The sequence below is a fragment of the Enterococcus plantarum genome, from assembly GCF_001730295.1.
Classification (GTDB): domain Bacteria; phylum Bacillota; class Bacilli; order Lactobacillales; family Enterococcaceae; genus Enterococcus_L; species Enterococcus_L plantarum.
On the sequence record NZ_MIKA01000034.1, the window covers coordinates 22,978 to 42,928 of the forward strand.

Genomic DNA, 19,951 nt, shown 5'->3' on the forward strand with positions numbered 1-19,951 from the left:
CACTCTCCTAATTTTTGAGGTTTGATACGTGAGTATTTTTTATTTCATTCTCACAGATCATCAATAGTTTTCTTTTTCAATATCGTTGCCAGCATGAATAAAGTAAGACATTATTCTAGTTTTTGTCACTTTTCCTATGACTTTCTTCGGTTGATTGGTTTCAACAACGGGTATGGTGTCGATATTGTGTTGCATCAAAAGACTACCGGCTTCTAAAATCGTGCGATCACGATGGATCGTGATGATGTTTGGCATGCGACTCATAATCATCGCAACGGGTGTCTTTTCAGTATTAGGATTACTAATAGCAGCACGTAGTAAGTCTTTACGTGATAGAACACCAATCAATTCATCATTGTCATCTTTAACATATAATGAACCAACATCGTACATAAATAAATTTGTGACAGCGTCATAAACCGTTGTACTTTGATGGATAAGTATTGGCGGCAGCATAATATCTTCGACTGTTTTTTTGTAGAGTCTTTCATAAAGTAAGGGCTCAATTGCCTGACCCGTATAAAAATAACCAACTTTTGGTCTAGCATCAAGCAAACCAGTCATCGTCAAAATAGCTAAATCACTTCGCAGGGTTGCTCGGCTTAAACCAAGTGTTTTTGCAATATTATCACCACTGATTGGTTCATTTTCCTTAACGATCTTGATGATCTCCAATTGTCTTGAGGTAAGTTTCATTTTATCGACCTACTTTCTTAATGTGACACACTAATTATTATATATTTCTTATAAAAATAAAGCAACAATAAAAATAAGCCATACTAATACAAGTTGACAATGAATAATACACACTATATAATCGTTTTTAAGTTAAATGTGATACACTATAAAACGTGAAAAGGAGAATTTGTTTATGAGATATGTAATTGATTTTTCAGAGGGTAGTAAAGAACAAGCCGATTTATTAGGAGGTAAGGGGGCAAATTTAGCTGAAATGACAAAAATGAATCTCCCGGTTCCAACAGGATTTACGATCACAACTGAAGCTTGTTTAGAGTACTTAAAAAAGAAGGAAACGATGTCAACGGATATTCACTCAGAAATACATCAACATGTTTTGAGTATGGAGGAACGAACGAAGAAGAGATTAGGCGACTCTTCAGAACCCTTGTTAGTTTCTGTGAGAAGTGGTTCAAAATTCTCAATGCCTGGTATGATGGACACTATTTTGAATTTAGGGTTAAATGATGAAACGGTTTTAGGATTAAGTCAAAAAACAGGTGATAGTCGTTTTGCTTTTGATTGTTATCGGAGACTTCTTCAAATGTATGGTGACGTCGTTTGCGGGATCGATAAAAATCGCTTTGATCAACAGCTCGAATTTTACAAAGAAAAAAAAGGATACCTATTAGACACTGAGATGCAAGCGAAAGATTGGCAAAAATTGGTAGCGGTGTATAAAAATATTTTTCTTGAGGTAACACATCAAGCATTCCCACAAGATCCATACGAGCAATTAATGTCAGCTGTGGAAGCTGTTTTTCGTTCATGGAATAACCGTAGAGCGGTTACGTACCGTCGTTTACACGATATATCTGATTCATTGGGAACGGCAGTCAATATTCAAGAGATGGTTTTTGGCAATTTTGGTGTCAAAAGTGGGACAGGTGTTGCATTCACTAGAAATCCTGTAACAGGAGAGAAAGGAATTTTCGGTGAATTTTTATTAAATGCCCAAGGAGAAGATGTCGTTGCCGGTATACGAACACCTAAACCGATCAGTGCACTTGAAACGTTGATGCCAGATGTTTATCAAGAATTTTTAACGTTGAGCCATTTGCTGGAAAGTCATTACAAAGATATGCAAGATATCGAATTTACGATAGAGAATGGGCAGCTGTATCTTTTGCAAACTAGAACTGGAAAACGAACGGCTAAATCCGCGTTTAAAATCTGTATTCAGTTAGTTGAAGAAGGCATAATATCAAAAAATGAAGCGATCAAACGAATTAATCCAACGATGATCACTCGGTTACTTCATCCTGTTTTTGAACCAAATGAACTAAAAAATGCGGTGGTTTTTGCGAAAGGGTTACCTGCCAGCCCAGGTGCTGCTAATGGGGCTGTTTATTTTACAGCAGAACAAGCAAAAAAAGCGAGCGAACAAGGTGAAAAAGTTATTTTGATCCGTCAAGAAACCTCTCCTGAAGACATTGAAGGTATGGTGGTAAGTGAAGCAATCGTGACTTCTAGAGGTGGAATGACTTCTCATGCGGCTGTCGTAGCCAGAGGAATGGGGGTTTGTTGTGTTGTTGGGTGTGAAGAAGTCTATGTAGATGAGTTTTTAACACAAGCAAGAGTAGGCGATGTTTTAGTCCGTCAAGGAGATACCATTTCAGTCGATGGAACAACAGGAACCATCTATCTTGGTAGCATTCCGTACATTGAAGGGGATGAATGGCAGTTATTAAAAACCGTCACGAACTGGGCAAAAGAAGGAGCAAGTATCGATGTTAAGGCGAATGCAGAAACGCCAACCGACATTAAAACAGCCCTGAAATTAGGTGCACATGGAATTGGTTTAGTAAGAACAGAGCATATGTTTTTCGGAGAAGAAAGAATAAGTGAAATGCGTAAAATGATTCTTGCGGAAAACAAGCAAGCACTGCTGTCTCCTTTAGAGCGACTTAAAGAATTTCAAAAAAATGATTTTCGTGCAATGTTTACTGTATTGAAAGAAAAATCTTGCACGATCCGCTTGCTAGATCCACCGTTGCATGAATTTTTACCACAGACAGAAGAAGACATCCTTCATTTAGCAAATGCAACACAACGCACAACCAGTGAAATTAAGCATCGTATTGAAGAACTACACGAGCAAAATCCTATGCTTGGACATCGTGGTTGTCGTTTAGCTATTACAACCCCTGAAATCTATGAAATGCAGGTAGCGGCCATTATTGAAAGCGCAATAGAAGTTAGTCAAAAAGATGCAACACTAAATATTGCACCAGAAATCATGATTCCTCTAATCGGTAGTAAAGAAGAGCTAGCATTTCTAAGAAAGCACTTAGAGCAAACCATCCAAACGATTTTTGCCAAAATGGACCAAATTATTCCGTATAAAATTGGGACGATGCTAGAGATACCTAGAGCTTGTTTAACAGCTGGAAAAATAGCTGAAGTTTCTGATTTTTTCAGCTTTGGAACGAATGATTTAACGCAATTGACATATGGTTTTTCACGTGATGATTCTGGTAAATTTATCGGAGTCTATCAAGATAAACTGTTAGTAAAAGAAGATCCATTTCAGCATATCGATGAAGAAGGCGTGGGTACCTTGATGAAAATGGCTGTAGATAAAATTAGAGCGTTTGATCCGACGATTAAAATCGGCGTCTGTGGTGAAGTAGGCGGAGACCCTCAAACGATTCACTTTTTGAAAAAAATGGGTGTAGATTATATCTCTTGTTCACCATATAGAATTCCAGCTGCTATATTGACGATTGCCCAAGAACTATAAAAAAAGAGAAGGGCTAAGATGACTTTTAAAGCGGTTGTTTTAGTCCTTTTTTAATTCTTTTTTCTTAGGAGTCTGCTTTTTTTTCAGTAGATGGTATAATTTATTGAACGTGGCTCAAGAAAGAAGGGAACGAGATGGGAATGCGGTGGAAATGGTCCATTGCAGGAGGGGTGGTTTTATTACTTATGCTCCTGTTAGCGAGTTGGTATTTTAATAAAGAAAATCGTGTTTTTGTAAATCATTTATCAGAAAAGCAACAACTGAATCAAAAAGACGATATTGCGAGCTCTGACAATAAAAATAAAATCAATCAGATAATCAATAAAGCCCATTTTCAAGGTTCGGCTTTGCTTGTCAAAAAAGATCAGATTTTTTATCAACAAAGTTACGGATATGCAGATGCACAGAATAAGCGTCCAAATAAAAAAGATGGTATTTTTCCAATTGCTTCTTTACAGAAAATAATCACAGGCGCGCTTATTTTAGAGTTGGTGAAAGAAGGAAAACTTACATTAGATACTACTTTAGATCGTTTTTATCCGGAAATCACCTCAAGTCAGACAATTACGATTCAGCAATTGCTTGATCACAATTCAGGTATTAGTATGGCAGAAGAAGAACCTGAAACGCTTTTGATCAATCAGGAAACCCAGATAAATCATGTTTTAGCAACTTTGATTGTGGTAGAAAGTAAAGAGTTTCATTACACTAATAGTAACTATACCTTGCTTGCTGGCATTATTTCCAACGTAACAGGACAACCCTATGATCAAGTTGTGCAAAAAAGAGTAATCGATAAGTTGTCATTGAAACATACTTATTTTTGGGACGATTTACCAAAAAAAGAAACAATACCGATTCCTTATTTTTATAGAGAAAAGGATTACCAAGCGGATCCTTCACCTGCAAATGAAAAATTATTTTCTAGTTTGTTAGGTGCTGGTAATATGTATATGTCAACGAAAGACTTTTGGGTCTTTCTTCAAAGTTTAACCAATGGGAAACTTTTTGACCAAGATGAATATGAGCAACTTGCAAATGTTAAGGCACAAGGGTATCAGTCAGGGATGATCTATTATGATGGCCTGAAATATTCAGAAGGTAGTTTAGGTGGTTATGGAACAATTATTTATGGCGATCAGGGGAATAAAAATCTGGTCATTCTTTTTGGAAATCAACCGGCAAAAGATGGGATGAAAGGGTTAGGGGAAGAGTTATATAAACAATTACTAAAAATGTAGGTTACCTTTTTAGAAATGAGTGAAAAAGAGATAGGAAGTTTTTCATTTTTATGCTATTATTTTTAATAAATCCATTGAAGAAGGTGAAGAGATGCCACTATTAGTTGGAACGGCAGAATTTAACGAACAAGAGCATTTAACGATTGGTGGATGTGATACCGTTCGTTTGGCTGAGAAATATGGAACGCCATTATTTGTCTATGATGTTGCCCATATTCGAGAACGTGCAAGAGGGTTTAAACAAACGTTTAACTCTTTAGGCGTAAAAAATAAGGTTATATACGCAAGTAAAGCATTTTGCTGTTTAGCAATGTATAAACTTTTAGAAGAAGAAGAACTTGGGTGTGATGTGGTTTCTGCTGGAGAAATCTTTACGGCAATTAAGGGTGGTATGTCACCTAAGAATATAGAATTTCATGGAAATAATAAGACTAAAGAAGAACTACTCTATGCAGTTGAACAAGGTGTAGGGATGATCATTATTGATAATTTTTATGAAATTGAGCTATTAAGTGCTATTTTAAAAGAAACTGGGAAGAAACAACACGTCATGTTTCGTATTACACCAGGTGTAGATGCCGAAACGCATGAATATATCTTAACTGGACAAGAAGATTCTAAATTTGGTTTCGATGTAAATAGTGGACAAGCAACTCAAGCACTAGAAAAAATTTTGGCTGATGAGCGTTTAATTTTAAAAGGAGCTCATTGTCATATAGGTTCACAAATTTTTTCTGCTGAAGGGTTTTTAGCTGCTGTTGAAAAAATGTTACTCATCTTAAATGACTGGAAAAAAGCATTTAACTATACGGTCGATGTTTTAAATATGGGCGGTGGTTTTGGTGTGCAGTATACAGAAGCAGATGATCCACTAGAACCAGAAGCATTTGTTAAAGCTATCGTCAATGCAGTAAAAGGGCAGTGCGAATTGTTAGATTATACATTTCCTGAAATCTGGATTGAACCTGGTCGGAGCATTATCGCCGAAGCAGGCACAACGATTTATACAGTTGGCTCACAAAAAGTCATTCCAGATGTACGTCACTATGTATCAGTAGATGGTGGAATGGGGGATAATATTCGTCCTGCTTTATACGATGCAATTTATGATGGATTTTTAGCAAACAGAATTAGTAAAGAGACGCCAGAAGAAATGAGAATTGTCGGTAAATATTGTGAATCGGGAGATATTTTAATTAAAACTATCGAGTTGCCTCCTCTAAAACCAGAAGATTTATTTGCTATGACAAGCACAGGGGCATATGGTTACTCAATGGCAAATAATTATAATCGTAATCTAAAACCTGCTGTTGTTTTTGTAGAAAACGGTCAAGATAAACTCGTGATTCGTCGCGAAACGTATGAAGATTTGATTGCATTGGATTGCGAATAATAAGAATTTTAAGAGGTTGGGACAACGTGTTCATTTTCAATCCATTTCTAGGTGCTAAAGCAATAAGAATTTGATGTGATAGAAGCAAAGCACGGTAGTTGCTTCTGCTTTCACTGTTTGTCCGGATTCCTTAGGTGTAGGGTGTGACTCGTAGAGTCATATCCTACACCTTTTTTGTTTTGAGTACATTCATACTCTTTTTCTTAAATAAGAGTATAATTAAATAAGGAATTAAATTTTCAGAATAGAGGTGTCTCGTTTGATATGGATTGTATTGATTCTAGTTGTTTTTGCGATTTTGATTATTGGAATTTCAATTTACGCAGCGAATTTTTTCTTAAATGTAGCACTTTTTAGACATAACAATTGGTATGACAAGACAGGGCATAAAATGATGAATCCAGATAATTTTAATAAAGGAAAATCTCATTATGACCTTACTGAAGAGAAACAAAAGCAGCAAGGGGACATATTTTGGCAACAATCATTTGCAGAAGATCATTGGATAGAAACAGACGGAGAGAAACTATATAGTCGCTTGATCATTCCGCATCCTGAAAGTAAAAAATGGGTAATCTGTGTTCATGGTTATCGTTCGTTTGGACAGCGCGATATGGCCTATGTTGCCTCTAAGTTTTCAGAGCAACAATATAATATTTTGGTTCCTGATTTAAGAGCACATGGCAAAAGCACAGGAAATATCATTGGAATGGGGTGGCTTGATCGTTTAGACTTATTAAAATGGGTTCAAGAAGTGATTGCATTTGAACCGACAGCAGAGATTGTGTTGTTTGGCGGTTCGATGGGGGCCTCAACAGTGATGATGACAAGTGGAGAATCTTTGCCAAAAAATATAAAAGGACTAGTGGTAGATTGTGGGTATTCCTCGGTATATAGCGAGTTTGGTGCTATGTTACGATCGGCATTTAAATTACCCGCATTTCCGATTTTGACAATTGCCAATGTATTAGCAAAAAAGAAAGTAGGCTATTCACTTAAAGAAGCTTCTTCTGTCGCGCAGTTGGCTAAGAATCAGTTGCCGATATTATTTATTCATGGTACTGTGGACAAGTTTGTTCCTCATCAAATGCTCTATGAAAATATGGAGGCAACTTCAGGGGTGAAGGAAAGTTTGATTATTGAAAAAGCGCCGCATTTGTCTTCTTTTATCTATGAACCAGAACATTATTTTGCGACTGTTTTTGAATTTATTCATCGTTATTGTTAGGAGAGGAGAAATCATATGGATGCTAGAAATAAACAACAAAAGTTGAGCTTAGGGATTCTGTTGATTCTTATTGCGGCTACATTGAGTAGTTTAGGTCAGTTGGCGTGGAAATTTGGTGCTGATGGCACGGGGAGTTATGCACTCTTTTTATATGCGATTGGTTTCGTAGCTGCCGGTGCTGGGATGTTTTTTATGATGGCGGCGTTCCGCTACGGTGAAGTCTCTATTTTACAACCAATGATGAGTTTGGGTTTTGCGCTGTCAATCGTTTTAGGGGCATTATTTTTAAATGAACGTATTACGTGGTATAAAATATTAGGAACAGGATTTATCATTATAGGTTCGATTCTTTTAGGCATTGAAGGAAACGAGGAGAAAATATGATGGATTACGCAGCAATTTTGACGATTTTGGTCATTACAACCTTCTCAGGCAGTGCAGGTGCGTTGGCTTTGAAAAAAGGGATGAATGATCTGCCCCAATTAAGTCTCAAATTGGTATTGAGGAATGGTTGGATTTATTTAGGGTCATTTTTGTACATTTTAAGTGCTGTAACTAATATTGTTCTATTAAAATTTTTAGACTATTCAATTGCTTTTCCCATGACATCATTGACATATGTTTGGACCGTTATTATTAGCTATTTTATTTTCAAAGAAAAACTGAGCATTCGAAAAGTTCTAGCTGTGATTTTGATTATTATTGGCGTTTTTATTATCAGTCAGTAAAGCGTGTCATTGGTAATGAAATCATTCTAGTTGTAGTATGGATTTATAAACAACAGGAGGGGTTATTATGACCGTTAAATCAAAAGGAATGGACAAAATCAAATTATTGCAGGCTGTAACAACAATTGTTACGGGAGTCATCATGTTAAATGCTGTATTGAAAGCAAACAAAAAATAAATAGGTTTATTGAAAGGTGTTACTGCAAATGCTCTTGTAATGGGCATTTACAGTAATGCTTTTTTTTTGCAATACGTACTGAAAGTAAAAAGAGAGTCAGAGTGATTATGTTTCATCACCTTGACTCTTGCTACTGACTATTAAAGATTTAACGAATACCCAAAGCGATTCGAGCATAACGTGACATTTTATCCGTTGTCCAAGCTGGATACCAAACCAATTTCACCTCTGGATTTTTTACTTCTGGAATTTCTTTTAATGCTTCATGGATCTGTTCAGTCAGGACATCAGCTAAGGGACACCCCATAGTAGTTAAAGTCATCTTGACAACAGTATCGCCATTTTGTGCAAAGTCAATTTCATAAATCAATCCTAAATTAACGATATCGATTCCAAGTTCAGGATCGATTACGGTTTCCAGAGCGGTTAAAATTTGTTCCTTGATATCTTCAATTTCTTCAGCAGACCATTCTTGGTTTAGTTCAGTCATTGTATCTACTCCTTTTTGTAGTCGTCCGATGACTCTATATGAATTACTTCGTATGAGCTTACACGGCACCCTTTTACAGTTTGTTCTTTCCATATGATACCTTTTTTTAAATGCTTTGTAAATGAGAATCTTTTTCAATAAAAAGGGATTGGTCAGTGCAATTAGTTGGGGATTGCTGACGAAAATTTAAAATTGCATAGTAAACAGCATCAACTCATTTTCGGTTGCATTTACGATATTATGTTGCGTATAGGCTTCTAAAAATATCGCATCTCCCTCATGTAAAATAAGAACGTCATCTTTTAGTTCGATGGTTGCTTCTCCTTTTATAACGTAATTGATCTCACAAAGATTATGTGCAATTTTTTTACCACTTGATGATGATTGCGCATCAATATAAATTTTTGAGATGACCATATTATTTGTATGTACTGGTAAATTAAACAAAGTATCATAATACGTTGAGTTTGTTTGCCATGGATTATAAATTGTACCAGAAGAGTTTCGAATAACTTTGTATCCATTTTTAGAGGGTTCATTATCTTGCATAACCTGAGGTGCTTCATTGGCTAAAAGTGAAGCCACAGTAACACCAAGTGCGTCAGCAATTTTTCTCAATGCTTCAAGTGACGGGCGATTAATACCGCGTTCAATTTGCGACAAGAAGCTGGCGGAGTATCCTGTCTTTTCACCTAGTTCAGTCAAAGTGATCCTTTGTTCTTTCCTTAAATTCTTGATTTTCCTAAATTCCATTTATAGCCGTCCTTTGTTTAGAGTCCTTTTTTTCTTCATATTATCTCGGATTCATCAAAAAATTACAAGTACTTACTATTTGATTAAAAAAAACACACTATAATCTCATTATTATGTTGACATTTACATAGAGTAAACTTAAAATTGTAACCAATAATTCAATTTTTGTAGAATAAATTAATTCAAAATTAAAAAAAGTGTATTTATTGTTCCCTTTAGGTTGATTTAGTTTTTTTGAGAATAATTAGAATTTAGTATAAAAACAAGCTGTCGGATTAAAGTGAATATTGGGGGAAATGAATTGAAAATAACAAAAATCAACGTAGCGCCAAAATCAGTAAAGTTAAAAGAACCAATCACGATTTCGTTGGGAACGATTGACCATTCAATGAGTGCAATAGTTGAAATTGAAACAGATGAAGGAATTATAGGCTATGGTGAAGGGTCACCAGGAATTTTAATTACAGGTGAAACACTAAAAGGAACAGCAGAATGTATTCAATTATTTGAAAAGCAATTAATAGGTGTTGATCCTTTAGATACTGAGAAAATTCATAGTTTAATGAATTCTGTGGCGGCACTTGCGCCTTCTGCGAAGACTGCGGTCGATATTGCTTGTTATGATTTATTTGGAAAAAAGGCAAATCTGCCTGTTTATAAACTTTTAGGCGGTTTTGATTCGAGTGTCAGGACAGATATGACCATTGGAATCGATGATCCAGAAAGAATGGCTGAAAAAGCAAAATTAGCAGTTTCACAGGGGTTTGACACTTTAAAAATCAAAGTAGGGACAGGTTTTACAGCGGATATCGCTCGCATTAAAACAATCAGAGATGCGGTTGGTTCTAATATAAATCTGCGTTTAGATGCTAATCAAGCTTGGAAGCCGAAAGAAGCTGTCAATACTATTAATCATCTATCACAGTATGGAATTGAATTAGTAGAACAGCCAGTGGCTTATTACGATATTGAAGGGCTGACTTTTGTTACAAATAATGTATCAACACCCATCATGTCAGATGAAAGCTGTTTTAATTCCAAAGATGCGTTGCGTTTGATTAAAGCACGTGCTGTTGACTTTGTGAATATTAAATTGATGAAGTGTGGTGGGATTCATGAAGCCCTTAAAATCAATAGTATTTGTGAAGCAGCTGGAGTCGAATGTATGATTGGATGTATGGTAGAAGAAACAAATATTGGTGTGACTGCCGCAGCTCATTTAGCGGCAGCAACTAAAAACATCACGAGAGCAGATTTAGATGCAACCTTTGGACTGAATGAAGTGGCAATACCTGGTGGTGTAGGATTGGAAGCTACTAGTCTAATTTCATTATCTGATAAAGCTGGTTTAGGTTTGAGTAAATAAGAAAGGTGAGTGTCTTATGTATTACGATTTAAAATTTATGAGTGTCCCATTACCCGAAGACATCGTTAAGTTAAAAGCCTATGGTGATTTTGAAGGTGCTGAAAAATTGATTGAACACTTACTATCAACTGAACTTCCAGTTGCATTGAGAAAGCGTTTGGAAATAGAGCAAGACATTATTCGAATTGTTGGAATCAATGAGTATCCGTTTGATTTTAACGAGGCGAATAAAATGATGAAAGAAACATTCAAAGAGTATCAAGACCACGAATTAACGAAACTAAAAGAAACTGGAAAAGTAGACTGGCTTTATATTGATGGAAAGATTCATTTTCAACGTCGCTTTTTACTGAATCTAATCAAGACTCAAGCTGATTATGAAGCAAGATTAATTGTAAAAGAAGACAGTGAAGTGGATTGTTTACGAAAGCAAGAGCTGACTCAAAATGTTCAACAAATGAAAGAAAAAGGAAGCAGAAAAGTAAGAATCCATTTAAAAACGAGTATTCAAGTGAAAAAAGAGTACGAACGTCCAGGAGAAACGGTCAAAGTGTATTTACCTTTGCCAAAAGAGTGTAAACAAGTATCAGATATCGAGATTTTAAACACGACCCCTAAAGCTACGTTCATTGCACCGGAAAACACAGCGCAACGGACTGTTTATTTTGAAACGGTTTTAGAAGAAAATCAAATTTTTTCAGTAGAGTATAGCTACATAAATCAAGTAGATTATGTAGAACTAGATCCAGAAAAAGCATCTGATTTACAACCTGAATTTGAATTAAGTGAAGAATTGCCACACATTCGTTTTACACCATATTTGGAACAGTTACTGGATGAAATTCTATCTGGTGAAACGAATCCAATAAAAAAAGCACGAAAAATCTATGATTTTATCACAACAAAAGTCAATTATTCATTTATGCGGGAGTATTTTACGATCGAAAATATTTCAGAGTATGCTGCTGTTAATTTAAAAGGGGACTGTGGCGTTCAAGCGATTCTATTCATTACGTTATGCCGAATGGCTAATATCCCCGCAAAATGGCAGTCAGGGCTGTATGTATCGCAATACTACACCGGTTGTCATGACTGGGCGCAATTTTACGTGGCACCGTATGGTTGGGTTTTCGCTGATTTATCCTTTGGTGGTGGGGCACGTCGGAATGAGGATTTAGATCGTTGGAATTATTATTTTGGCAATCTAGATATTTTCAGAATGCCTGCCAATAGTGAGATTCAACAAGATTTCAATCCGCCAAAACGATTTTTACGAGCAGATCCAATCGACAATCAACGTGGAGAATTCGAATATGAAAACCAAGGTCTTCCATATGCTTACTTAGAGGTACAACAAGAGTTAATTTCAATGGAGGAACTTGTATAAAATAAAAAATGTGAAGGAAAAGGTGGAACGTATGAAAAAAGGGTTAAAACAAAGTATGATATTGATTACAACGGTGCTGTTGCTTTCAGCTTGCGGGGGAAATACAAGCAATAAAGCAGAAGATAGTACAAACAACAAGACATCAACCGGTCAAAAATCAACGAGAGTGCTTAATTTAATGGAAGCTTCAGAAGTGGGATCGATGGACACGATTTTCACACAAGATGAGCCGAGTGTAAATGCTCAATCTAACGTTTTTGAGGGATTGTATCAATTAGATGAAAAAGACAATGTTATTCCAGCAGTAGCGAAAGAAATGCCCGAAATTTCCGAAGATGGTAAGACATATAAAATTAAATTAAGAGAGGATGCAAAGTGGTCAAATGGAGATAACGTAACAGCCAATGATTTTGTTTTTGCATGGAAAAAAATGGCTGATCCCAAAAATCAAGCTAATTACTTTTTCTTAATGGATGGTACGATTCTTAACGGAACTGAGATTGTGAATGAAGAAAAATCAGCTGATGAATTAGGCGTGAAGGCCTTAGATGACTATACGCTTGAAATCAAAATGGAAAAACCTGTCACCTATTTCACCTCTTTACTAGCATTTTCACCTTTTTTCCCGCAAAATGAAAAGTTTGTGACGGAAAAAGGTAAGCAATACGGAACATCCAGTGACAATATCGTTTCTAATGGCCCCTTCTTGATGGAAAACTGGGACCAATCGTCAATGTCTTGGGATCTAGTTCAAAATCCGAATTACTACGATGCAGACAAAGTCAAATCAGAAAAAATTCATTTTGAAGTCTTAAAAGAAACGAATACGGTCTTCAATTTGTATGAATCTGGCGAATTAGATGTGGCGATCCTTACAGGAGATTTTGCCAAACAAAATAAAGACAATCCAGACTACGAAGCCATTCAACGATCCAAGGTTTATTCTCTAAGAATGAATCAAAAAAGAAATGACAAACCATCGATTTTTGCAAATGAAAATGTTCGTAAAGCGATTGCCTATGCTCTTGATAAAAAAAGTTTAGTAGAGAATATTTTAGCTGATGGTTCAAAAGACATATATGGCTATATTCCAAAAGATTTTGTGTCTAATCCTGAAACAGGAGAAGACTTTAGAAAAGAAGCGGGAAATTTAGTCAAAACAGATGAAAAATTAGCGAACGACTATTTAGATAAAGCGAAAAAAGAATTAAATGGAGATGTAACGATTGAACTATTGTCTAAAGACGGCGATGGTGACAAGAAAGTCGCAGAGTTTATTCAAGGGCAATTAGAAAAAACATTGCCAGGGTTAAAAATCAATGTAAAGACAGTTCCTTTAAATAATTCAATCGAACTAATGAAAAAAGGAGACTATGAACTTTCTGTTAGCATGTGGGGACCTGATTACCAAGATCCAATGACATTTTTAGAAAGCTCGGTTAGTACAAAAAATAAAACTAGTTACCATAGTGAAAAATATGATCAATTGATCGATGAAGCATCTAACAAATATGCGAATGAACCTGAAAAACGTTGGGAAACCTTGATTGCCGCAGAAAAAGTCTTAGTAGAAGAAGATGTTGCTTTAATTCCATTATACCAACAAGCCAGAGGACAATTAGTTCGACCAGGTGTTGAAGGGATCGATTATCACAACTTTGGAGCAACTAGCACTTATAAAAATGCTTACATCAAAGAATAATTGAGCCAAGGTGTAAAAGTTTGCTAAAAAACCAAAAATCTTCTAACAGAAATGCTTGACCTTAATTAGATTTGCTTGTATTATACTACTTGGGCACCTTTGAGAAGGTCAGAAGTTTACAACAAATTCCAGCTCCCTATTCTTTTTGGATAGGGAGCTTTTGTTTTTTATGTTTGCAAAAGTAAGCTGTTCGTTGTTCACTTCTCTCTACAAATCTATTTCGAGAAAGGGTTTTTTATATTATGACAAAATATATCTTTGTTACAGGCGGCGTAGTTTCTTCAATCGGTAAAGGAATTGTCGCAGCATCTTTAGGACGATTATTAAAAAATCGTGGCTTAAAAGTAACGATTCAAAAATTTGATCCATATATTAATGTGGATCCAGGAACAATGAGTCCTTACCAACATGGAGAAGTTTTTGTCACAGACGATGGTGCCGAAACAGACTTAGATCTTGGTCACTATGAACGATTTATTGATATCAACTTAAATAAATATTCAAATGTCACAACAGGAAAAATTTATTCAGAAGTACTTAGAAAAGAGCGTAAAGGTGAGTATTTAGGCGCAACTGTCCAAGTTATTCCGCACATTACAAATGAAATCAAAGATAAAATCATGCGTGCAGCTAGCATGACAGACGCTGATATCATTATTACCGAAGTTGGCGGTACAGTTGGCGATATTGAATCTTTACCATTTTTAGAAGCATTACGCCAAATGAAAGCAGAAGTAGGAAGTGATAATGTGATGTACATCCATACAACATTGATCCCTTACTTAAAAGCAGCTGGCGAAATGAAAACTAAACCAACACAACATAGCGTAAAAGAATTACGCAGTTTAGGGATTCAACCAAATATTTTAGTTGTTCGTACAGAATTACCCGTTTCTCAAGGAACAAAAAATAAATTAGCTCAATTCTGTGATGTGGAACCAGAAGCGGTTATTGAGTCACGTGATGTCGAAACGCTTTATTCTATTCCGTTGGCGCTCCAGGCACAAAATATGGATCAAATTGTCTGCGATCATTTAAAATTAGAAGCTCCAGTTGCTGATATGACCGAATGGCGTGCATTGGAAGAAAAAGTATTAGGCTTGAAGAAAACAACTAGAATTGCCTTGGTTGGTAAATATGTAGAACTTCCTGATGCCTACCTTTCAGTGGTTGAAGCCTTGAAGCATGCAGGTTTTGCATTTGATTCTGATATTGCAATCGATTGGATCGACTCACAAGAATTGACGGAAGAAAACGTTGCAGAGATTTTAAAAGATGCTGATGGAATCCTTGTACCAGGCGGTTTTGGTGATCGTGGAGTAGAAGGTAAAATCGAAGCGATCCGCTTTGCTCGTGAAAACGATGTACCATTTTTAGGCATTTGTCTGGGAATGCAAATGGCCTGCGTTGAATTTGCTCGTAACGTTGTAAAACTTGAAGATGCTGGTTCTGCTGAGAATAATCCTGATATTCTTAACAATATTATTGATTTGATGGCAGACCAAGAAAATGTTGAGAATTTGGGTGGGACATTACGTTTAGGCTTGTATCCATGTAAACTAAAAAAAGGTACGGTTACAGCAGCAGCTTATGAAGGACAAGAAGTTGTGCAAGAACGTCACCGTCATCGCTATGAGTTTAACAATAAATACCGTGAATTATTTGAAGAAAAAGGGTTAGTCTTTTCCGGTGTGTCACCAGATAATCGCTTAGTTGAAATTGTTGAATTACCAGAGAAGAAATTCTTTGTTGCGTGCCAATTCCATCCAGAATTGATTTCTAGACCAAATAGACCACAGCATTTGATCAAAGGATTTGTTGAAGCGTCTTTAAATAACCAATAACAAAAAAAGGTCCAATACCTCTAAATGAGGTATTGGACCTTTTTAATTTGTATCAGTCTGGAGAGGGTCTTCTTCTAGCTGAATTATTTTGCACAACTGGAGGCGTAGACGACTCTTCTGGAGGGTCAGAGCTCGGTGGTGTCACCTCAGGTGGCGTTGTTGATGACGAAGGCTCTGTTTGTTGAGTAGAAGTAGCTGGCGCTTCGCTAGATTGGGATACTGATGGTTCGGTCTGTGAAGGGACGGTAGAACTACTAGTAGTCCCTGGATCAGAACTTACAGGATTTTCCCATGACGACGAACTTTCATAACCAGAATTTGAAGGTAATAATTGTTCTTCATAGGCTCCTTTAACATATAATTCACTACCAGATCGTATAACACTATCTGGCATGACCCAATCGTCAGTGGAGACACCTTCAGATAAGTAAGTCATCATTTCTCGGTACACATCAGAAGCCGTTCCCCAATATTCGTAAGGAATGGGTGTTAATCGCTGTTTATAGCCTGTCCAAACAGAAACAGCATAATGTGGTGTATAACCAACAAACGTGCTGTCAGGAGCGATACTAGACGATGCAGAGGCACCTATTTTAGCAAGATCATCTTCTGTATAATTGGCAGTCCCAGTTTTTCCAGCTTGAATCAACCCAGGAACTCCTGCATTAAAAGCTGTACCGCCAGAGATGACATCTTTAAGCATATCGGTCATCATATAGGCTGTTGAATCTTTCATAGCACGTTTACTTTCAGTTTCAGTTACATCTTCGGAGCCATCTTGATAAACTACTTTGCTTACGTAATAAGGTTTATTGTAGACACCCATATTTGCAAAAGCAGCATATGCTGCAGCTAATTTCAAGGAAGATACACCGTATTTATTGCCACCTAAATCACTGGTATTACTAGAAATTGCATTTGCCGCAACAAAATCTTTGAACTCAATGCCTAAATCTTTAAGGAAATCGGCTGATTTATCACTACCAACGGCATCGAACGTTTGAATGGCCGTTGTATTTCGAGAATACATAATCGCTTTACGCATCGTCAAAGCACCATAATACTGCATATCCGCATTAGTTACAGGAATATTGGTTCCTTCATAAGTAGTCGGTTGATCCATCATAATACGACCAGTTGAATAGTTTAAGTTTTCAATAGCAGGGCCATAATCAGCTATTGGCTTCATTGTTGATCCGACATCACGATCTGTTTCAATTGCCAAATTCGAGCCTAATTGCACATCATCTGGAATATTCCGACCTCCGATCTGAGCTTTTACTTGACCTGTTTTCACGTCGATCACAGTAGAAGCAACTTGGAAATCTGCATCAGGATAGTCTACATAAGTATCACTATTGATGATGTCATAAAGACGTTTTTGAGCGTTCATATCAAGATTAGTATGAATATCTAAACCGTCTGTATAGGGATTTTTGCCTAGACTTTCTACTTCAGCGATAACTTCTTTGATGTAGTTGTCAACGACTTTACGGTTTTCGTTTGATTGTTTTAAAGGTTGTAGCCCGTCATCGATCGGCGTTGCTTTAGCATCTTCATATTCTTTTTGTGTGATCTTATCATTTTCTTTCATAGTGTATAAAACAACGTCTCGTCGTTCTTTTGCTACATCTGGTTTAACATATGGATCGTAATCATTAGGTGCCTGAGGCATTCCTGCTAAGAGAGCAGTCTGAGGAAGAGTTAGCTCAGCTAACGGTTTTCCGTAATAAGATTGAGCCGCAGTTTCCATGCCGTACAGACCATTTGCCATATAGACCTTGTTGATATAGTAAGTTAAAATCTCTTCTTTTGATTTTTCTTTTTCTAATTGTATAGCAAGCCAAGCTTCTTGCGCTTTTCGTTTGAGATTTTGATCTTTTTCTTTTGTAGAGAAGTACGAAAGCTTGATCAATTGCTGGGTTAACGTACTACCACCTTGAAGACCACCCGTTTTAAAGTTTGAAAAGGCAGAACCTAAAATTCGTATCGGGTCAACACCACTATGTTTGTAAAAACGTTTATCCTCAACGGATACGACTGCATCTTTAAGTAATTGCGGTACATCTGTTGGTTTGATCATTTCACGTTTTTCAGCGCCTAATTCTTCAAAAACTTCGTTATTGGCATCGTATAATTTTGAAGAAACAGTTGCGCTAAGTTTTTCATCTTCTAATTTAGGTGCATCCTTCGCGTATGACCAAAATAGACCTAAACCAGCTAAAAGACCTAAAACCCCAAGCAGAACTAGTCCCAAGAATATTTTTAGAAAAATTCGTTTTTTCTTTGGTTTTTTTCCGCCATTTGAGGGTGTGTTTCCTGTGCTGTTAGAAGCCGAAGTACGTCCGTATCTTGCAGCACGTGATCCTATTTCATCAGTTGTCATTCATCGCAACTCCTTTGTTTGATTGAATATGTAACTTGACTGCATCCAAGTAAGGAACTCTAGGCGCAATTCCGATGTTGATTTCTATTCCCTTTTTTTCAATGACAGTTAAAGGCAATGATTTTTTTCCAGTGCTTTCTTGTTCTGACCAAAAGGTTACTAATTTTTCTCCGCTAAAAAAGAAACATCTGTTCAATGAAGAAAACCACAACAGAACAAAGCAAATGCCTTTTTGAGTCATACATTGTTGGATATGATCGATCTGGTGCTGATGAAAGTTTTTCAAAGGAAATGAGGTTTTATTCTTCGTTTCCTTTGCTTCAAAATCCAGATAATATCCATTGTAGACACCGTTATAATCAGTTGTGGAAGCTTGTCTAAAGTAAGCTTCCTTAATTACGGCAGCACTGCGGCTGGGGTAATCAACTTTAACAATTTGAACTGGAGTGGGCTTTTTGTGGATCACCGCTTCATTGCGCATTAAATAATACGCATTGCTTTTGTTGATTTCTTCTTCAAAGTCCATTCCACGTTTTCCAAATTGAATCGATTTTTGGTTTTTTACTTGTTTTTTTGATTTGGGTGCCTCATGATTGTTATAGGGAGTACCATTAGGATAATGAAAAGCCATTTCTATCACACTCCTAGCCAACATTATAACAAAAAATCTTTATGAAAGAAAAGGAATGTCTATGGAAAACGTAAAAACACTTTATGTGACTGGTTACAAAAGCTTTGAAATCGGGGCTTTTCAAGACAATGACCCTAAAATTACAGTTATTAAAAATGTATTAAAAAAGGAAATTATGGGCTATTTGGACACTGGATTGGAGTGGGTTTTAGTTTCTGGCAATCTTGGAACAGAGATTTGGGCAGCAGAAGTTGTAGCCGAATTGAAAAATGATTACCCAGAATTGAAATTAGGACTTATTTATCCTTTTAAAGATTTTGGAAGTAACTGGAATGAGAAAAATCGTGGAAATTTAGAAAAAATAGAAGTCTTAGCAGATTATGTGAATTCAGTTAGCCATCAGCCCTATAAATCACCAGCGCAATTAAAAATGCATACCCAATTTTTATTGGAACATTCTGGCGCTAGTTTATTAGTTTATGATAAAGAATATCCTGGTAAAACGGAGTATTTCTTAAAGGATGCTGAACTTTTTTCTGAAAGATTTCCTTATGAAATACGCTTGATAACAATGGATGATTTACAAAACTCGATGGAATAGTGAGAATCTGTTTGATTTTCTGACGATTTTCCTATACAATAATGCTGTTGAACTATGAACTTTTATCCTAATCAAAGAAAATAATGAGGTGTAAGTATGGCAAATTTAGTATACAGTCCCAAAGATATTTTACAAAAAGAATTTAAAACAAAAATGCGCGGCTATGATCCGGTTGAAGTTGATGAATTTTTAGATAACGTAATCAAAGATTATGAAGCGTACAACAAAGAAATTTTAACATTACAAGAAGAAAACAATCGTTTATTAGCGAAGCTTGATCAAGCATCTAAAGTACAACAATCAATGCCACCGCGTGGCGGACAAGAGATGCCTAAGAGTGCAGCTGTGACAAATTTTGATATTCTAAAACGTCTGTCAAACTTAGAGCGCGAAGTATTTGGCAAAAAATTGGATGACACACCAGTTTCTAATCCTATCTCAGGAATGAGCCACTCTAATTCGTACGACAGCAATTTACACAATTCTTATGAGCGTGAAATAGACAACTCAGAAACACGTCAATTTTAATTAATTGCATCAAA

Annotated in this window: 17 protein-coding genes; 12 read left to right on the forward strand and 5 right to left on the reverse strand. The window is 36.3% G+C overall.

Features of this window, described 5'->3' with window-relative positions:
• Nucleotides 1–60 precede the first annotated feature (60 nt).
• Nucleotides 61–696 (reverse strand): transcriptional regulator CcpN, encoded by a 636-nt coding sequence (gene ccpN, locus BCR22_RS09900; RefSeq protein WP_069654749.1) that lies wholly within the window; start codon nt 694–696, stop codon nt 61–63.
• 175 nt (nt 697–871) lie between these two features.
• On the opposite strand from ccpN, the gene ppdK reads away from it, so the two are divergent.
• The 6 genes from ppdK (at nt 872) to BCR22_RS09930 (ending at nt 8,071) form a co-directional block, all read left to right on the forward strand.
• Complete coding sequence (ppdK, locus tag BCR22_RS09905; protein WP_083241815.1) at nt 872–3,481, forward strand: pyruvate, phosphate dikinase; 2,610 nt, start codon at nt 872–874, stop codon at nt 3,479–3,481.
• A gap of 134 nt (nt 3,482–3,615) precedes the next feature.
• Nucleotides 3,616–4,722 carry a serine hydrolase domain-containing protein gene (locus tag BCR22_RS09910; RefSeq protein ID WP_083241816.1) on the forward strand — a complete coding sequence of 369 codons (1,107 nt, stop codon included), beginning with the start codon at nt 3,616–3,618 and terminating at the stop codon, nt 4,720–4,722.
• Between the two features lie 91 nt (nt 4,723–4,813).
• Nucleotides 4,814–6,115, forward strand: coding sequence for a diaminopimelate decarboxylase (lysA, locus tag BCR22_RS09915; RefSeq protein ID WP_069654751.1), 1,302 nt, complete (start codon nt 4,814–4,816; stop codon nt 6,113–6,115).
• A 259-nt stretch (nt 6,116–6,374) separates the two neighbouring features.
• The gene (locus BCR22_RS09920) at nt 6,375–7,343 is read left to right on the forward strand and encodes an alpha/beta hydrolase (RefSeq protein ID WP_069654752.1); all 969 of its coding nucleotides are present in this window, start codon (nt 6,375–6,377) and stop codon (nt 7,341–7,343) included.
• 15 nt (nt 7,344–7,358) lie between these two features.
• Nucleotides 7,359–7,727 (forward strand): EamA family transporter, encoded by a 369-nt coding sequence (locus tag BCR22_RS09925; RefSeq protein WP_069654753.1) that lies wholly within the window; start codon nt 7,359–7,361, stop codon nt 7,725–7,727.
• Nucleotides 7,727–8,071, forward strand: a complete 345-nt coding sequence (locus BCR22_RS09930) for an EamA family transporter (RefSeq protein ID WP_240485874.1) — start codon at nt 7,727–7,729, stop codon at nt 8,069–8,071. The genes BCR22_RS09925 and BCR22_RS09930 overlap by 1 nt, the downstream gene beginning before the upstream one ends.
• A 326-nt stretch (nt 8,072–8,397) precedes the next feature.
• Here the strand turns inward: BCR22_RS09930 and BCR22_RS09935 are convergent, their stop codons facing one another.
• On the reverse strand, nt 8,398–8,739 hold the full coding sequence (locus BCR22_RS09935; protein ID WP_069654755.1) for a metal-sulfur cluster assembly factor: 342 nt from the start codon (nt 8,737–8,739) through the stop codon (nt 8,398–8,400).
• Nucleotides 8,740–8,925: 186 nt separating this feature from the next.
• Nucleotides 8,926–9,492: a helix-turn-helix domain-containing protein gene (locus BCR22_RS09940; RefSeq protein WP_069654756.1), complete on the reverse strand. Its 567-nt coding sequence runs from the start codon at nt 9,490–9,492 to the stop codon at nt 8,926–8,928.
• A 301-nt stretch (nt 9,493–9,793) separates the two neighbouring features.
• Between BCR22_RS09940 and BCR22_RS09945 the strand changes: the two genes are divergently transcribed.
• From BCR22_RS09945 to BCR22_RS09960, 4 genes are all read left to right on the forward strand, one after another.
• Nucleotides 9,794–10,858 (forward strand): dipeptide epimerase, encoded by a 1,065-nt coding sequence (locus BCR22_RS09945; protein WP_069654757.1) that lies wholly within the window; start codon nt 9,794–9,796, stop codon nt 10,856–10,858.
• Nucleotides 10,859–10,874: 16 nt separating this feature from the next.
• The gene (locus tag BCR22_RS09950) at nt 10,875–12,245 is read left to right on the forward strand and encodes a transglutaminase-like domain-containing protein (protein ID WP_069654758.1); all 1,371 of its coding nucleotides are present in this window, start codon (nt 10,875–10,877) and stop codon (nt 12,243–12,245) included.
• Nucleotides 12,246–12,276: 31 nt separating this feature from the next.
• Nucleotides 12,277–13,947 (forward strand): peptide ABC transporter substrate-binding protein, encoded by a 1,671-nt coding sequence (locus BCR22_RS09955; protein ID WP_069654918.1) that lies wholly within the window; start codon nt 12,277–12,279, stop codon nt 13,945–13,947.
• Nucleotides 13,948–14,189: 242 nt separating this feature from the next.
• Complete coding sequence (locus BCR22_RS09960; protein WP_069654759.1) at nt 14,190–15,791, forward strand: CTP synthase; 1,602 nt, start codon at nt 14,190–14,192, stop codon at nt 15,789–15,791.
• A 52-nt stretch (nt 15,792–15,843) separates the two neighbouring features.
• On the opposite strand, the gene BCR22_RS09965 is transcribed toward BCR22_RS09960, so the two are convergent.
• Both BCR22_RS09965 and recU read right to left on the reverse strand, forming a co-directional pair.
• Entirely contained in the window at nt 15,844–18,177 is a 2,334-nt protein-coding gene (locus BCR22_RS09965) for a PBP1A family penicillin-binding protein (protein ID WP_069654760.1), read from the reverse strand.
• Nucleotides 18,167–18,808, reverse strand: a complete 642-nt coding sequence (gene recU, locus BCR22_RS09970) for a Holliday junction resolvase RecU (RefSeq protein ID WP_069654761.1) — start codon at nt 18,806–18,808, stop codon at nt 18,167–18,169. The genes BCR22_RS09965 and recU overlap by 11 nt, the downstream gene beginning before the upstream one ends.
• Before the next feature lie 61 nt (nt 18,809–18,869).
• On the opposite strand from recU, the gene BCR22_RS09975 reads away from it, so the two are divergent.
• On the forward strand, nt 18,870–19,409 hold the full coding sequence (locus BCR22_RS09975) for an SLOG family protein (protein WP_069654762.1): 540 nt from the start codon (nt 18,870–18,872) through the stop codon (nt 19,407–19,409).
• Nucleotides 19,410–19,505: 96 nt separating this feature from the next.
• Nucleotides 19,506–19,937: a cell division regulator GpsB gene (gene gpsB, locus BCR22_RS09980; protein WP_069654763.1), complete on the forward strand. Its 432-nt coding sequence runs from the start codon at nt 19,506–19,508 to the stop codon at nt 19,935–19,937.
• The last annotated feature ends 14 nt before the right edge of the window (nt 19,938–19,951 follow it).

Coding starts and splice junctions, on each gene's coding strand:
- BCR22_RS09925 (WP_069654753.1), top strand. CDS start 7,359: ATGGATGCTAGAAATAAACAACAAAAGTTGAGCTTAGGGATTCTGTTG.
- ccpN (WP_069654749.1), bottom strand. CDS start 696: ATGAAACTTACCTCAAGACAATTGGAGATCATCAAGATCGTTAAGGAA.
- gpsB (WP_069654763.1), top strand. CDS start 19,506: ATGGCAAATTTAGTATACAGTCCCAAAGATATTTTACAAAAAGAATTT.
- BCR22_RS09960 (WP_069654759.1), top strand. CDS start 14,190: ATGACAAAATATATCTTTGTTACAGGCGGCGTAGTTTCTTCAATCGGT.
- lysA (WP_069654751.1), top strand. CDS start 4,814: ATGCCACTATTAGTTGGAACGGCAGAATTTAACGAACAAGAGCATTTA.
- BCR22_RS09955 (WP_069654918.1), top strand. CDS start 12,277: ATGAAAAAAGGGTTAAAACAAAGTATGATATTGATTACAACGGTGCTG.
- recU (WP_069654761.1), bottom strand. CDS start 18,808: ATGGCTTTTCATTATCCTAATGGTACTCCCTATAACAATCATGAGGCA.
- ppdK (WP_083241815.1), top strand. CDS start 872: ATGAGATATGTAATTGATTTTTCAGAGGGTAGTAAAGAACAAGCCGAT.
- BCR22_RS09965 (WP_069654760.1), bottom strand. CDS start 18,177: ATGACAACTGATGAAATAGGATCACGTGCTGCAAGATACGGACGTACT.
- BCR22_RS09910 (WP_083241816.1), top strand. CDS start 3,616: ATGGGAATGCGGTGGAAATGGTCCATTGCAGGAGGGGTGGTTTTATTA.
- BCR22_RS09940 (WP_069654756.1), bottom strand. CDS start 9,492: ATGGAATTTAGGAAAATCAAGAATTTAAGGAAAGAACAAAGGATCACT.
- BCR22_RS09950 (WP_069654758.1), top strand. CDS start 10,875: ATGTATTACGATTTAAAATTTATGAGTGTCCCATTACCCGAAGACATC.
- BCR22_RS09975 (WP_069654762.1), top strand. CDS start 18,870: ATGGAAAACGTAAAAACACTTTATGTGACTGGTTACAAAAGCTTTGAA.
- BCR22_RS09930 (WP_240485874.1), top strand. CDS start 7,727: ATGGATTACGCAGCAATTTTGACGATTTTGGTCATTACAACCTTCTCA.
- BCR22_RS09935 (WP_069654755.1), bottom strand. CDS start 8,739: ATGACTGAACTAAACCAAGAATGGTCTGCTGAAGAAATTGAAGATATC.